Annotated in this window: 17 protein-coding genes; 5 read left to right on the top strand and 12 right to left on the bottom strand. The window is 37.0% G+C overall.

Translation table 11 applies throughout. From position 1 onward, the window contains the following. Nucleotides 1–211 precede the first annotated feature (211 nt). Nucleotides 212–661 carry a DUF305 domain-containing protein gene (locus tag F9U64_RS06725; protein ID WP_153402233.1) on the top strand — a complete coding sequence of 150 codons (450 nt, stop codon included), beginning with the start codon at nucleotides 212–214 and terminating at the stop codon, nucleotides 659–661. 441 nt (nucleotides 662–1,102) lie between these two features. On the opposite strand, the gene F9U64_RS06720 is transcribed toward F9U64_RS06725, so the two are convergent. After that, entirely contained in the window at nucleotides 1,103–2,581 is a 1,479-nt protein-coding gene (locus F9U64_RS06720) for a serine hydrolase domain-containing protein (protein ID WP_153402232.1), read from the bottom strand. 852 nt (nucleotides 2,582–3,433) lie between these two features. After that, the gene (locus F9U64_RS06715) at nucleotides 3,434–3,976 is read right to left on the bottom strand and encodes an NAD(P)H-dependent oxidoreductase (protein WP_153402231.1); all 543 of its coding nucleotides are present in this window, start codon (nucleotides 3,974–3,976) and stop codon (nucleotides 3,434–3,436) included. 418 nt (nucleotides 3,977–4,394) lie between these two features. On the opposite strand from F9U64_RS06715, the gene F9U64_RS06710 reads away from it, so the two are divergent. Both F9U64_RS06710 and F9U64_RS06705 read left to right on the top strand, forming a co-directional pair. Next, on the top strand, nucleotides 4,395–4,622 hold the full coding sequence (locus F9U64_RS06710; protein ID WP_153402230.1) for a hypothetical protein: 228 nt from the start codon (nucleotides 4,395–4,397) through the stop codon (nucleotides 4,620–4,622). A gap of 614 nt (nucleotides 4,623–5,236) precedes the next feature. Beyond that, on the top strand, nucleotides 5,237–5,629 hold the full coding sequence (locus tag F9U64_RS06705) for a DUF1259 domain-containing protein (RefSeq protein ID WP_153402229.1): 393 nt from the start codon (nucleotides 5,237–5,239) through the stop codon (nucleotides 5,627–5,629). 142 nt (nucleotides 5,630–5,771) lie between these two features. Here F9U64_RS06705 and F9U64_RS06700 read toward each other — a convergent pair whose 3' ends face one another. The 6 genes from F9U64_RS06700 to F9U64_RS06675 all read right to left on the bottom strand — a co-directional run bounded on the left by F9U64_RS06700 (nucleotide 5,772) and on the right by F9U64_RS06675 (nucleotide 10,147). Then, nucleotides 5,772–6,674 carry an alpha/beta hydrolase gene (locus tag F9U64_RS06700; RefSeq protein WP_153402228.1) on the bottom strand — a complete coding sequence of 301 codons (903 nt, stop codon included), beginning with the start codon at nucleotides 6,672–6,674 and terminating at the stop codon, nucleotides 5,772–5,774. 94 nt (nucleotides 6,675–6,768) lie between these two features. Further along, the gene (locus F9U64_RS06695; protein ID WP_153402227.1) at nucleotides 6,769–7,227 is read right to left on the bottom strand and encodes a 2-thiouracil desulfurase family protein; all 459 of its coding nucleotides are present in this window, start codon (nucleotides 7,225–7,227) and stop codon (nucleotides 6,769–6,771) included. A gap of 35 nt (nucleotides 7,228–7,262) precedes the next feature. After that, nucleotides 7,263–7,514, bottom strand: a complete 252-nt coding sequence (locus F9U64_RS06690) for a hypothetical protein (RefSeq protein ID WP_153402226.1) — start codon at nucleotides 7,512–7,514, stop codon at nucleotides 7,263–7,265. A 10-nt stretch (nucleotides 7,515–7,524) separates the two neighbouring features. Beyond that, a complete protein-coding gene (locus F9U64_RS06685; protein ID WP_153402225.1) occupies nucleotides 7,525–8,424 on the bottom strand; it encodes an aminoglycoside phosphotransferase family protein in 900 nt (299 codons plus the stop codon). Between the two features lie 31 nt (nucleotides 8,425–8,455). Then, entirely contained in the window at nucleotides 8,456–9,283 is an 828-nt protein-coding gene (locus F9U64_RS06680; protein WP_153402224.1) for a GNAT family N-acetyltransferase, read from the bottom strand. A 138-nt stretch (nucleotides 9,284–9,421) separates the two neighbouring features. Then, entirely contained in the window at nucleotides 9,422–10,147 is a 726-nt protein-coding gene (locus tag F9U64_RS06675) for a ferredoxin reductase domain-containing protein (protein WP_153402223.1), read from the bottom strand. Nucleotides 10,148–10,346: 199 nt separating this feature from the next. Between F9U64_RS06675 and F9U64_RS06670 the strand changes: the two genes are divergently transcribed. Together F9U64_RS06670 and F9U64_RS06665 are read left to right on the top strand one after the other, a co-directional pair. Further along, nucleotides 10,347–10,589, top strand: coding sequence for a DNA alkylation repair protein (locus F9U64_RS06670; protein WP_153402222.1), 243 nt, complete (start codon nucleotides 10,347–10,349; stop codon nucleotides 10,587–10,589). Between the two features lie 106 nt (nucleotides 10,590–10,695). Then, nucleotides 10,696–10,842 (top strand): small acid-soluble spore protein P, encoded by a 147-nt coding sequence (locus F9U64_RS06665; protein WP_153402221.1) that lies wholly within the window; start codon nucleotides 10,696–10,698, stop codon nucleotides 10,840–10,842. A 49-nt stretch (nucleotides 10,843–10,891) separates the two neighbouring features. On the opposite strand, the gene F9U64_RS06660 is transcribed toward F9U64_RS06665, so the two are convergent. The 4 genes from F9U64_RS06660 to F9U64_RS06645 all read right to left on the bottom strand — a co-directional run bounded on the left by F9U64_RS06660 (nucleotide 10,892) and on the right by F9U64_RS06645 (nucleotide 13,676). Further along, nucleotides 10,892–11,449: an AAA family ATPase gene (locus F9U64_RS06660; RefSeq protein WP_153402220.1), complete on the bottom strand. Its 558-nt coding sequence runs from the start codon at nucleotides 11,447–11,449 to the stop codon at nucleotides 10,892–10,894. A gap of 79 nt (nucleotides 11,450–11,528) precedes the next feature. After that, nucleotides 11,529–12,299, bottom strand: coding sequence for an alpha/beta hydrolase family protein (locus F9U64_RS06655; protein WP_153402219.1), 771 nt, complete (start codon nucleotides 12,297–12,299; stop codon nucleotides 11,529–11,531). An 83-nt stretch (nucleotides 12,300–12,382) separates the two neighbouring features. Further along, nucleotides 12,383–12,778, bottom strand: coding sequence for an NUDIX hydrolase (locus F9U64_RS06650; RefSeq protein ID WP_153402218.1), 396 nt, complete (start codon nucleotides 12,776–12,778; stop codon nucleotides 12,383–12,385). A gap of 364 nt (nucleotides 12,779–13,142) precedes the next feature. Beyond that, on the bottom strand, nucleotides 13,143–13,676 hold the full coding sequence (locus tag F9U64_RS06645; protein WP_153402217.1) for a hypothetical protein: 534 nt from the start codon (nucleotides 13,674–13,676) through the stop codon (nucleotides 13,143–13,145). Between the last annotated feature and the right edge of the window lie 156 nt (nucleotides 13,677–13,832).

The following is a 13,832-nucleotide window of genomic DNA, read 5'->3' as shown; positions in this document are numbered from 1 at the left end:
CGTCTTGTTACGTTATGCAAAGGAAAGATTCCTAAAATTAAGACAATATTTAATTGTTTGAAACTACCTGCATATCCAATTTATATCTGTATTATATCCAAAGCTGATTTGGTTATTTGAAATTGAATTAAAAAAATTTATATCTTGCACACTTTCTGCAAAAGTGCCGGGGATGTAAGAGATAGAATTTAATTTAAAGGAGTGTATAAAAATGAAACCATATTGGAAATTTGCTGGAATGGTTATTACATCAACTATTATCATGTTTATCTTTAAGTACTGGAGCACATACAAAGCTGATCACATTTTTTTCAGTGAGACAAGGGGTTATATGGCTTTATTAATGGGTGCAACGATGGCTGTTATCATGTTGTTATTTATGTCTCATATGTTAAAAAACCGGAAAGTGAATATCGGCATTTTTGCGGGAAGCGCCGTCGTATTTGCTTTCTCCCTTTATCTGCTTAGAAGCCAGACGCTCGTCGATGATGTGGACTATATGGAAGCAATGATTCCCCATCATTCTATCGCGATTCTGACAAGTGAAAGAGCAGAAATTACCGATCCGCGAGTAAGAGAACTGGCAGACGAAATCATAAAAGCCCAGCGGAAAGAAATTGCGGAAATGAAGAAGTATATCGATGATTTAGAGGAAGAATAGTTTTTTTGGAAGCAAGCATGGAACATTATCGTTTCATGCTTGTTTCGTGATGAGTTTATTATGTTTTTTTAAAAGGCAAATCTTGGACTTTGGTGCTTGGATTTGTTCTTTATTTTTGTTTTATCGACAAATCTTCTGCTTTGGTGGCTTGGATTTGTTCTTTATTTTAGGTTGAACACTCTTTCTTATCATAACTCTTTGGTCGCGCGGGGGTTTTGATAGGATGAGAGCTTTTTCCTATCATAACTCTTCGGTCGTGTGGGAGTTTTGATAGGTTGAGGGCTCCTTACCTTCATAACTCCTGCCTCTATCCCGACTTTTGATGCTATGATGCTTTCATAACATCATAATTCCTCGCTCTATCTCTAGTTTTGATGCTATGGGGTTTCAATATCATCAAATTGAACGAATTTTCTTAAAAAAATCGGATTCCCTCCCATTTCAATCTATGCTCCTACTTTTTCTAGTAAGAATAAGCAACACTCCCAATAAAAAATAAAGCAGGCTTGCGGCTAGTGCCATATATAAAAGTGTTGTAACCGAGACAGGGGCCCATGCTTCGATAAATTTCCAGGTCATTCCAGGGATTTTTGGCAACCAAATGATCATTATCCAAACAGCGACAGCAACCAACACATGAATTATAAAAAAAATAATTCTCCTTACGTTGACAGCTCGGCTTCGTTTTTTTGTGATAATCTGCCGAAGCACTCTCATTGAGAAAAGGAGGAAAAGAACGCCGATCACACAGACGACAATACAGGCAATTGTTGCGATCTGGTCAATTTTCTGGTAGCTGTCGGTATGGTTTGTACTAATATTCTTTCCTTCCCATAGATTCAGGACATTTTGCCCACTGCTGGGTGTAAAAGAGGAATTCATATTCGATAATACGGCCACTCCCAACTGTTTATCAGGCTGCATGATGATATAAGATGAAAAAGTCGGATTTTCTCCTGCATGGTAGATGTATTTTTGATCATCTTTTGTCATAACAGACCAGCCACTTGCATAGTAAGTATTCTTGTCAAAAGGCTCTACTGATTGATCAGGCACATGTGATTGCTGAATCAGTTGTCGATCAATTGGACTGTCAGGATTGTTACCGAGCTGAAGTTTCATCCATTCGGCAATATCCTGGGGGTTGCTGATAACATAACCAGCAGGGATATTACCGCGGTATATTGGTGGGATGTATTGTTGTGCGCTCATCCAGCCAATTTTATAACCTGTTGCCATTTCATCGGATTTGACTTGATGCAACCCTGCATAGGAATCTTGCATATTGGCTTTTTCTAAAATTTGCTGTTTGATATATGTATCGTATGGTTGTTTGGCTACTTTTTCGATTACAAGTCCCAATACATCATAATTGATTGTTGCATATTCAAAAGAGCTTCCTGGTTTACGGTTTAGGTGTTGATCAAGCAGAGTTCTTACTGTCTCTTCAAGTGCATTTTCTGCATTACTTTCAGGAATATGAACGATAGTCTTAGAGGCGATCCCGCTGGTATGATGAAGCAGTTGGTCGATCGTAATTGTCTGTGGTTCTCCATTATATTCCAACTCCAGCCATGGAATATATTTTTGAACATTATCTGATCGCTGTAACAGCCCTTCTTTTTCCAATTGTAAAATGGCCAGGGCTGTAAATGCCTTCGCCGTAGATCCCAACTCAAATAATGTATGAGAGGTTACGGGAGTTTTCGCATCTATATCTGCATAACCAAAGCCTTCTTGAAAAACTGTCTTCCCTTTTTCCACAATGACCAATGAGATTCCTGGAATTTCACTAATTTCTCTTTGCTCTTCCACAAATTGTTTTATTCTTTCATCAGCTTCCGCATGTACGGTTTGGGGCATCAAGCCGCTAATGATTACAGCAATTATAACCAGAAGTATTTTTATGTATGATTTCATTTTTGTTTCTCCTTTGATTTTCATATAGAGGGGTTCTTTTACAGAATATCAAAGGATGATTCAAGGTAATATCGAACTATCTTACAGAAGGCTTACATTTTTGTAAGGTAAGAAGGAGGCGGAAAGCGGTAAGACTCAATGTTTTCTTTTTGTGAAAAAGTCATTAAGTATAGATGCCAAATTTTCTGGAGTCTCCCTATTTACTATCCCAACTTGAGGCACTTTGTCCTAAACCATGAACGAAGATATATCTCATTATATTATTCTCCAATCTCCATAAGTTTTTTTGCTATTTCACATGGTATTAACTGGAAATCTCTTGCTTCATCAACCTGGATTTCCCGTTTATCTCATGATTAACCGGAAATCTGCTGCTCCTTCTACCTGGATTTCCCGTTTATCTCATGATTAAGCGGAAATCTGCTGCTCCGTCTACTGGGATTTCCCGTTTATCTCATGATTAAGCGGAAATCTCCTGCTACGTCTACCGGGATTTCCTGTTTATCTCATGAATAACCGGAAATCTCTTGCTTCTTCTACCGGCATTTCCCGTTTATCTCATGATTAAGCGGAAATCTGCCGTTCTATCAATCAAGATTTCCCGTTTATCACAGTAAAAAGCGGAAATCTGCCGTTCTATCAATCAAGATTTCCCGTTTATCACAGTAAAAAGCGGAAATCTCTTAAATTACTACATGGTCGTCTGCTTTTTATGCAGGCTGTTTTATCATAAAATTTCTCACTTCGAATGATTCCTAAATTATCCATATCAAAAGCCGACTCCTTATTTATCATAGATCTTCTAGTTAACTAAAAAAAATCAAGGCAACCAATCAGGCTGCCTTGATTCCATTATTTATGAAGTTTTATCGCAGTTTCCGCAACTAATTTTCCATATTCTCTGGCAATCTGCATTTCGGTATCATTTGGCTTGTTCATTGGTGCATCTTTGGACTCTTCTACAGGGATAACCGCAGTTGCTCCATAAGGGTTTCCGTATTTTGCGCGGTCGTCATCTACTGGCCCAGCCTTGGAAACAATCACCATGCCGTGATGCTGCATTGGCGTTTGTAATGCTCGGCAGACATTTTCCACTCCCCCATGTTGAGTCGAAGTTGTCGCAAAAACCCCGCCAACTTTTCCTTGGAGTGCTCCTGAAAACCATAGTGGTCCTAATTTTGAAAAGAATGTTGCCAGTTTTGGATTCGGTTCACCGAAGATTCCTGATGAGCCCCAGATTATACCCGCCGCGTCTTTAAGCTCGTCTGGATCTACGTCCTCCACCGACTTGAAAATAACTTCCGCACCATCAGCCTGCTTGGCACCCTCTGCAACAGCATTACCTAGTACTTCTGTGTGACCAAACAAACTTCCATATAAAACATAGACCTTCATCGAAAAGCTCCTTTCAAATGATAAATAAATTTTATTAAAATGGTAAGGGAGAGTAACCCAGTACTCCTAATACTTTTTCTCTCAGTATCAAGATGATTACTATTTACCCTTTCCCATTTGATGATTTCACTAAACTTGTATCATAAGAAGCATAACAAATGTATTCAGATATTTCGTGTTGGGTCCTAACTTGTAATATCCGAGCTAATTTTAAAAGATTCATACAATATACTTTTAAAATACCATGTTTTTGCAATATACTAGATTAGAATATTACCAGACAGTGCTATTTGGGTCTAGAAGAGAATAACTCCTCAAGAATTTAGGGATGAAATTAAACCTAGAGGTGAGGTATTTCAACTTTCAATGAATCACGAACAGATCTTGGATTGTGTAATAAATAAGGAGGTCGATATAATTGAGAAAATCAAATTATAATCTAGATGAGTTAGACCTTGACTTAATTTTGGAAATAACAGAAGAATTAAAACGTTATTTTGGTAACGAAGCAAGATATATCCTTTTGGAATCCAGTTTTATTAGAAGACTTGAGGAAAACCCAGAATATGTCCATCATTTCGATGAAAAGTACTGGGCTACTGTAATAAAAAACGAATTAAAACATAAATATAGTATATTGGTTTAAAGCAGACCCATTCGATATTTTTCGGGGTCTGTTTCTTTTTCAAAAAAAATTCCCCATTACATTATTATTTATATTATGTTAAAAATTCTAATATAAAATTTAATATCTCTTGATTAACTGGAAATCAAAGGCTACTTCTCCTTCGTTTTACCGGTTATCTTATGATTAACCGGAAATCACTCGCTACTACTCCTTCGTTTTCCCGGTTATCTCTTGATTAACCGGAAAACTCATGCTACTATTCCTTCAATTTCCCGGTTATAACTTGATTAACTAGAAATCACTCACTACTACTCCCTCGTTTTCCCGGTTATCTCTTGATTAACCGGAAATCACTCGCTGCTTCTCCCTCGTTTTCCCGATTATCTCTTGATTAACCGGAAATCATTCGCTGCTTCTCTTTCGTTTTCCCGGTTATCTCTTGATTAACCGGAAATCACTCGCTGCTTCTTCCATGTTTTCCCGGTTATCTCATGACTGAGTCAGCAATGTTGTGTTTATTATCTTTAGCTGGAAGATTCACAATTTTGCAGAAAAAAACTCCTTGGCTTGATGATGTTTATCACTCGACTTTGTGAGGAAATGATTTATAAACAATAAAAGGAGCTGATAAAATGGCAGATCTAGAAAGTATTGCAAAAAAATTCGGAGAAATTCTAGATACAGAAGTTTCAACAGAGGAAGGTATGGGCGCTGCAGAGATAGAAAGAGATTTAGATGTAACAGTCCAAGGGCGACCGTTTAAAAGTGAATTAAGCATGGAAATCCATTTTGAAGCTTTAGAAGATGATGGCACTGCACTAAATCATGCGGAAATTGTTCTGCTCCCTGAAGAAATTCCTGATTTCACAAGAGCACTTGGAAAAAACGATTTAACCATAACAGCATTGCATAATCATTGGCTATTTGCCGAGCCAAGCATCAAATATCTGCATGTTCAATCTGTAGAAAAACCGGAAGATTTCGCGCAGAAATTAGCAGATTCTATTAAAGTTCTGAAGGCTTAGAGGCGATTAGAATTTCCCTCGACTAACATGGTATTTTTAAATTCTAAAAAAAATAGAGATCATACATACTAGTACATCTAGTGTGTGATCTCGTCTTTTGCTTGTATTTACTATTCCTGCCCGCCACTTTCCAAACTTCCGTTTACATCCCGTTAATAATACTTACAATCGTTCTTGTCGCTTTCTTCGCCTCCGGGATAGGGAAAAGCGGAAAAACGTGGTTCATTTTCGGATATTCATAATAATTAATGCTAACTCCCTGGGACTCCGCTAAATCTCTGAACTTTCTAGCATCTGGCAAAAATGCTTCGTGTGTTCCTACAAATATAGTAATTTCGCCCAATCCAATCACCTTTCCATTGATAGGGCTGAGTAAAAAGTTAGTTGGATCTGTGTCTCCTGCATATGCTTTTCCCATTTCGATTAAACCTTTAACCGCTAGCGATGGGTCTTTCTTTTCATATTCATAAATTTCCGGATTTGTCAGCGTTATATCAAGCCATGGTGAAAGCAACATGATATGACGTGGTTGTGGCAATTCCTTCTCCAGAAGCAACTGCGCTAAAGATAATGCAAACCCTCCGCCAGCAGAGTCACCCATCAGGACAATATTTTTATTATCCGTCGCAGCTAACAACTCTTCGTAGATTGGGAGCACTTTATCAAAAGAAGCTTTATATTGATGATTTGGGGCTTTCGGGTAAATTGGCACATAGATGGAAGCAGTGGTTTCTGCTGCTAATTTCCCAAGCCACCTCCAATGGTAAACAATAGGATGTTCTACATATCCTCCTCCATGCAAATAAAGGATCTTTTTTCCTGATGGATTGGTTTCTTGGTTAAATATGTAACAATCCATATCGTCGTATTGCTTTTTTTCTATTCCGAACTTTCCCTTAATATCTTCAGGTAATACATATGGTTTATCATTTTCAACTCGTCTTTTTTCCATATATTCAGCAAAGAGCTTCGGATCGGTAAAAGTTTTTTTATTCCCCTGACCAGCAAGCAGGCGCTCTACAATCCAGCTTTGGATACTTCGCATCATGTTCTCCCCTTTTATGCAAAACTTATCATCCAGTTCCTCTAATCAATCATAACATAATCACTCACTAATTTTATCCAAAAAGAGAGCCAAACTAAAAGCAGCTTTCAGCAAATTGTACTTCAGAAATTACCTTTATCCCATTTCTTTTAAGTAAGGCGGAAGTAACGCCATTCCCCACAATTTTCTTACCTTTAAATTCACCATTATAGATGATGGAACTGCCACAGGATGGGCTGTTTTCCTTGAGAACAACTAGTGATGTATTTAGCTTTATAGCTTTTTCCAATGCAGCATAAGCCCCTTTTATGTAAAGTTCTGTTACGTCATTCCCAGACTTCTCCACAACTCTTGCCTTGCCATCAAGGACATCTTCCCCATCTCCGCCTACTATTTCAGCGGGTTCTCTCGGGGTCGAAAATCCACCAAGCAGTTCGGGACAAATAGTAACTGCTTTTTTCTCTCTAACTAATTTATTTATCCGTTCATCTAAACTATCTGTACCGTTATATCTTACTTTCAATCCTGCCAAACAAGAACTGACCAGAATCATGAACAGTAACTCCTTTCGAATTTTATTTTATGCTGTTAGACAGCCAAGAAAATTGAAGCAATGCCAATTAGAAGTAATCCCACTATGACTAATTTCTTGCCTGTATCGTTTTTCGAAGACAAATAAACAAAAATAACATAAAGGAGAAAAGCAATTGAAAAAAAGACAACGCCACTAATAAACATGTCTTTTGTATAATCATTCAAAAAATAATAGATAATAAAATGCATTATAGTTATTGGATAGGAAATGAGTGCAATTAAATAATGGAGTTTGTTTGTATTCATGTAATCCCTCCTATCTATACCACGCCGGCTTCAACTTATTAAAATAATCATGATCTTCCAAAAACGTGTACACTTTATCCATCATATCATTGATGTCGTCTGGAATATCCTTCAATGTCCATACTACAGTTGAGAAAACGCACATTGCCAGGTACAGAGAATACAGTCTCCAAAAATATTCATCAGGATCATTATTATGAAAATATCCCCTGATTTGTCCGATCGAAAAAGGAATACTGTATTGCCGGGTGAAAATTCCGATCTTAAGAAATTCATGAAATGGATCGCCCCAATCATAGCTGTTAAAGTCAATGACGCCTGAGAATTTTTTCTTATTTACAATAATATTACCTACATGGAAATCATCGTGTTGAAATAAGTTCGGGCGGTGTTTCATCAGGTGAATATTCTCATCAATAAACTTCATGATTTTTTGGTCATTTTCAACTCTTACACCACAGGCTAAGTATGCATCGATATATCTCTGATGTTTTTTCGTTTTCCTTTCATACCATGAGGAGACATGAATTGGAGCAGCATATTGATGCATTTTCCATAATTCCTTGCCAGCTTCTATCCCGATATTATATTGTTCTTGTTCCGAGTATTTTGGCAGCTCCTCCTCAGCATCTTTTCCTTCTATGTAGGATGTGATCAAATAGCCTTGATTTCCTATTTCCCCTATAGAGATGGGGCGCGAACAAGTGACATGATATTGCTGCATCTTCTCCAAAATAGCATATTCCTGTTTTTTCGATTCCAATGCTTCCAAGTTAAATAACCGAAGAATTAACTTTTTATCATTCATATGCAGGAGATATTTTTCATCTTGAGAGAATCCCTTTTCAATTTGGAAAATATCCTTGCATTTACTTAGTATTGGAATTTGATTTGTTAATGTTTCGAGCATAGTCTCGCCCCCTGTCTTAAATTACTTTGTATTAAAACTCAAATTCGAACGACATCACTCGATGCGAAAATTCAAAGCTCAATTTTTCGGCCACTCTTTTGGATGGCTCATTCGATTCATCAGTTGTCCAAAATACATGAAACCCTCTTTCCATGCATTCCTTTATGTATAGTTGTGCCAGTATCGTTGCCAAGCCGCGGTTTCGTACATTTTGATCAAAAGTTGCTACATAAATTTCATGGCGATCTCCATTCACACAACATGAATAACATGTACTTATAACCTTGTCATTTTTTAAAATCGCATATCCTAATCCAAATTGAATAAAAGATTCAGCAGAGGACCAATATTCGGTTAATTCTTCTCTTAAATCCTTATCAGAATTAATTAAATCCTTAGTAATTTTTATTATGGAAAAATCATCATCAAGTACATGACAAGGCTCACAACCTTCATGAAAGCGATCATTATTCAATTCATAATAGACGCTGTAATCCACATAATAATTACGCCCATCAACTACTTTTTTCAGTGCCTTTATCCATTTCTCGTTAAAAACTCTGGCGATAAACCACGTGCCTCCACATAAGTCCAGACTTTCTTGTTTTAATTGCTTTGAAATTAAAGCACCCAGGCAGCTGTTAAATGACTCATTCTCAGGATCACCGAGCAGATAATATTCCAAGCCTACTGCATATACTATCGCAGTACGAGGCTCCTTTATTTGATCAACATATACTACGCCTTGATTCATACCGCTAATAACTGCATTTAATACATTATCATTTTTTTCTTGCGGGCTAACCAATAGTTTATTGATTTTATCATAATCATCTTTAGGCAATTTAACGATCATCATTTACTCCTCTCTGCAGTTTAATAATAACATAATATTCCAAATCTTTTCACAAAAAAAGAAGACAACTGTTAATTGCCTTGTTCATAAAAAATTGAAAAAGAGCAACACAGAAGTTTCTGCGTTGCTCTCTATAAAATATTATTTCATCTCACTTGCAAAAATCGGTGATAATAACTCAGGCAGTTGCTGTTCACGCTTGTCGAGCATAATCTGTTCTGGCTTGATGCCCTGATCACGTAAGACTTCCATGTTTTCCACAAGGAATTCGTCGCTGCCGACAATATAGAAAAGTCCATCCTTGTCTGCTGCAAGTTTTTTCACTTCATCATAGTATTCATTGCGATTATCGACGAACTGTGATGTGAACTTCTTGTCAGGTGCAGATTCGAATACATCCGGGAACAAGAAATCTTTTGATGAATCGATGTTCAAGGAATGAATTTGATTGACATTGTCAGCACGATTTAAATAATCCAGTACAAGCGGTCGGAAAGTTGCCAGGCCGACACCTGATGATAGCAAATAAACGTTTTTGTCCTCTCTTTTAAGCGGTACATTTGAATGCGTTTTAAATATGGCTACTTCATTTCCGACTTCAAGACTTCTTAAAATGGCCTTAAATTCAGAACATTGTTCCCTGATGCGCGTTGTGATACCAATTGAATTTTCGTGCGGTAATGTGGAAATTGACATATGGCGAATCAGGCTGCGGTTTGGCTTATCTCCAGCATTGAAACCTTCAAAGGCAAAATGAGTATGGGAACCTTCCTGCCATGTAAAACCTTCCGGCAAATCGAGAAGATATGTTTTCACTTCTGGTGTTTCTTCAATAATTTTATTTATTTTCGTCCAGTATATTTGCATTAGCTATTCTCCTTAACCAATTATTAGTATTGTTACTATCTACTATACTAGAAATGATAATCATTCTCAAGTAAATGATTTACTTTCTTCAGAATTGTATTTTTTTTCGTGAGCTGCTTTACTTCGTATAATTTAGCAGAAACTAGAGAAAATAAATGTAGCAATACTCAAATACAAAGTAATCATGGAGTTGATTTAATTGAATCAGCCTTACCAGTGCCCGAAATGTAAAACAAACCGTTCACGTTTTAATGTAATTGAACAAGTTGCCAAACCAGTAAAATTAAACTCAGCTACTGGAGAAGTGATCAATAATTACGAGCAGGAAGCGTTAGAAGCTTATCATGTTGCCTACAATGGCCCTGAAAGAAGAATACAATGCGGTTTATGTGGCGTAATTGAAGATGAAAACACCTTTATTAAGTATGCACAGCGATCATAAAGTGAGACTTTGATCAGTGGAGGTTTTGGGATCTGCCACTGATCATTAGCGAAACTTATCAGGATGCTTAAGCGTCTGATAAATAACCATGGGAGGATGAATAGATATGGCTAAAAATCGTAAAGGACCGAAACAGCAGGAAGAACCAAATTTACCGAAAAGCGGACAACAGCCCAACGGTGAACCATTATCAGGATCACATAAAGTAAAAAATAAAAAACATACCCGAAACGCACATGGTGGAATAGGTTAAAGAAACCTGCAGCATCCCATTTTGTTCAACAAAATGGGATCACCATCAACTATAATTGGAACGTATTTTTTATTATACTAGCTACTTCTTCCGCACTTAACTCTGTATTATTTATTTTCAAATAATTTTCTTTATCCACTTCGCCTTCGACAGAATTTAACCGGAATTTTTCCATTGAGGCAACTAACCTTTGTTCTGATTGCTCTATTTCTCTTTTGGATGGTTTATGCTCTAACCTGTTTGGCGTTTTGTTCCTTCTTATCCTTTCCTCCAATTCGGCTTCTAACTCGATAAGGAATACTTCGCCTCCATTAGACTCAAAGATGCCGCATATTTTTTCGACATCTTGCCAATCTTCTTTTTTGTTAAATGCAACAACACAAGTAAAGATCATACCTGGCAAATCACTTTTCGCAACAGATGTAAATATTTCTTCTCTAAACAATTTAGATATCCGCCACATTTCAGAGGTAAATCCAAAAATAGGAGCAAGCAACTCAATCGTCATATGATTGTGAAGCAGTTTTAAGTCCGTAATTTTTGCCAATTCCTGTCCAACTGTCATTTTTCCGACAGCTTGCGGGCCAACTATTATAACAAACTTCATTTCATTTTCCTCCAAATTATGAACTGAACCTGCACATTAGAAAAGAAAACCCTTCAAAGGCAACTTGCCATAATCGATGTCATATATTTTTCTTTATAAATTCATATGTCATCTCAGCGACTTTTTTATTACCAGCTTCTGAAAACCCATGTCCCTCTCCTGAAAACACTTCCAATTCAGCGTTTGGGTATATCATTTCTGCCCTTTTGCCATATTCAAGTGCCACAATATCATCTTGATCTCCATGGAAAATGAGAACATTTTTATCGAATTTCCCAATATGGTTGAATACATCATAGTTGTGAATTGATTCAAAATATTTTCTGCCTAAGCGCACTCCCCATAACTCAACTGTATCAGGTATGCTAGAAATTGTTGGAAACCTTTTATTCCAGTCATCTGGGATACCTAACGCCGGGAATAACAATAAGAGCCCTTTAATGTCCTCTAGATATTCATCGGCTACTAATGCTGATACTAATCCACCTTGACTTCCTCCAAATAAGAAGATATTATCAGGATCCACATTGCTCCAATGTTTTATGGTTTCAATAACAGCAGACAGATCATCTTTTTCTGTAAATATAGACATTTCATCTGTCTTTAGGTCACTCTTTGAATTTATGGAGCCACCACAAAAGTCGAAGCAAAATGCGCCCACGCCCTTTTTTGCCAAATAATCGCTATTCATAGCAAAATCAGCATTTGTTCCATTAAAACCATGACTGAAGATTACGACAGGGCACTTTCTCTTCCTATCAGGCATGTAAGAAACACCATGAATTTCCCTCCCCTGATGTTTAATCTTTACTATTTCTTTTTGATAACTGTTCATTTTATATACCTCCATGTATTTTTCAATGTGGATAAGATGAATATAACTAGTACCAGGAATAGGAAATTAGCCATACCTCTGTTTAAAATAATGATCCATTACTTGAATAGGAAATATATTTTTTCAGCAACTTCCTTTGGTTTCACCTCAATGGATAAAAGCTCATGAATTTCCACCCACACAGGTATGTACGTCCCTTTTCTTTCATCCGATAATTCTTCTCCTTGGCCAGTACCGAAATTTCCACCAACAATATCTCCTAGATAAAAAAATTGCTTACCATTATATTCAATTTCAGCAATGCATTCTTTTACCTCCATATCAATCCCTAACTCTTCATAAGCTTCTCTTTTTGTTGCTTCTTCAGGTGTTTCGCCTTTTTCAATACCTCCACCTGGAAAGACATAATAAGCAGCACCCTTTTTGATTCTTTTGATCAGAGCGACTTTATTATTTTCGATAAGTACAGCAGAGCCTCTATCCCTCAAATTCATCCGCTCCTTTTTTGTTAACACAGTAATTATAACGCTTACAAAAAAAGAAAGAAATAATAATATATTCTTCGTGCTCTCTTTCAAATATTTTCATTTCTGACCAGCATTCTTTCTTATGTCCGATACTATTTCTAATACCTCATCCAGCGTCATATCCTTCTTAGAGTTCAAACGTAATGCAACGCTTTCATCAAATTTCAGTAATTCGTTGAGAGGTATGAAAGCAGTAAAACTCCTTCTTTCATACCTGCAACATTTAAAATTTTCTCGAGGAATACCCTACCTTACATTCTTCTCTAAGTGTAGTATATCATTTCCTGAATCTGTTCACATATAACCTTATAGTCACCCGTCAGGTAAGAAATTACTCCTCGTCTACTAATAGCTGAATTTTGAAAATATTAGTATGGCCTGTACGGTCGGTCAACAGTGTGATGGAAACCAAATCACCTTCTGACAAATCAGTTAGCGGGATAACAGCATCCTGGCGATATATAGTCACTTCTCCCCATACATCATAATGAAACTCACCTCGATAATTTTCGTCAGTGAGGGAAATACCGTCAACCGATAGAGATTTCTCGCCAACTTCTTTTACTTCTGCATAGAATGTCTGAATATCAGAATGTGACATCACCCATGCATCTTCCTCTTCTTGGTGTTCTTTATAGGCATTAGCATATCCCGCAAAATAGCTAATCAAGATGCCAATGAGTAGAACGATTATGGACATAACAATAGCGACTCTATATGGTGGAGCCATTGAAGTACGCTTGCCGTCTGCTGTTTCTAAAGCTTTATTGACATGCCGTTTATAGACTTGAAAATAGACGATAACGGTAGCGACTAATATAATCAGAATGGCAAACAGTGCGAAGATATAAATAGGAAAACCCATGTAATTGCCTCCTCTATATTCCGAAATATTCTTTGAAAATGTAGTAATAAGTTCTTGTGACATCAACAGTTTTCCCATTAGCCATTGTAAGGATGAACTTCGACGAAAGGGTAGGTGTAATTCGTTTCACCTTATTTCTTGCAATGACAACAGAGT

Source organism: Gracilibacillus oryzae (assembly GCF_009498735.1).
In the GTDB taxonomy this organism is placed as follows: Bacteria; Bacillota; Bacilli; order Bacillales; family Amphibacillaceae; genus Gracilibacillus; species Gracilibacillus oryzae.
This window is presented reverse-complemented; position numbering and strand designations above follow the sequence as displayed.

Coding starts and splice junctions, on each gene's coding strand:
- F9U64_RS06725 (WP_153402233.1), top strand. CDS start 212: ATGAAACCATATTGGAAATTTGCTGGAATGGTTATTACATCAACTATT.
- F9U64_RS06720 (WP_153402232.1), bottom strand. CDS start 2,581: ATGAAATCATACATAAAAATACTTCTGGTTATAATTGCTGTAATCATT.
- F9U64_RS06715 (WP_153402231.1), bottom strand. CDS start 3,976: ATGAAGGTCTATGTTTTATATGGAAGTTTGTTTGGTCACACAGAAGTA.
- F9U64_RS06705 (WP_153402229.1), top strand. CDS start 5,237: ATGGCAGATCTAGAAAGTATTGCAAAAAAATTCGGAGAAATTCTAGAT.
- F9U64_RS06700 (WP_153402228.1), bottom strand. CDS start 6,674: ATGCGAAGTATCCAAAGCTGGATTGTAGAGCGCCTGCTTGCTGGTCAG.
- F9U64_RS06695 (WP_153402227.1), bottom strand. CDS start 7,227: ATGATTCTGGTCAGTTCTTGTTTGGCAGGATTGAAAGTAAGATATAAC.
- F9U64_RS06690 (WP_153402226.1), bottom strand. CDS start 7,514: ATGAATACAAACAAACTCCATTATTTAATTGCACTCATTTCCTATCCA.
- F9U64_RS06685 (WP_153402225.1), bottom strand. CDS start 8,424: ATGCTCGAAACATTAACAAATCAAATTCCAATACTAAGTAAATGCAAG.
- F9U64_RS06680 (WP_153402224.1), bottom strand. CDS start 9,283: ATGATGATCGTTAAATTGCCTAAAGATGATTATGATAAAATCAATAAA.
- F9U64_RS06675 (WP_153402223.1), bottom strand. CDS start 10,147: ATGCAAATATACTGGACGAAAATAAATAAAATTATTGAAGAAACACCA.
- F9U64_RS06665 (WP_153402221.1), top strand. CDS start 10,696: ATGGCTAAAAATCGTAAAGGACCGAAACAGCAGGAAGAACCAAATTTA.
- F9U64_RS06660 (WP_153402220.1), bottom strand. CDS start 11,449: ATGAAGTTTGTTATAATAGTTGGCCCGCAAGCTGTCGGAAAAATGACA.
- F9U64_RS06655 (WP_153402219.1), bottom strand. CDS start 12,299: ATGGAGGTATATAAAATGAACAGTTATCAAAAAGAAATAGTAAAGATT.
- F9U64_RS06650 (WP_153402218.1), bottom strand. CDS start 12,778: ATGAATTTGAGGGATAGAGGCTCTGCTGTACTTATCGAAAATAATAAA.
- F9U64_RS06645 (WP_153402217.1), bottom strand. CDS start 13,676: ATGGGTTTTCCTATTTATATCTTCGCACTGTTTGCCATTCTGATTATA.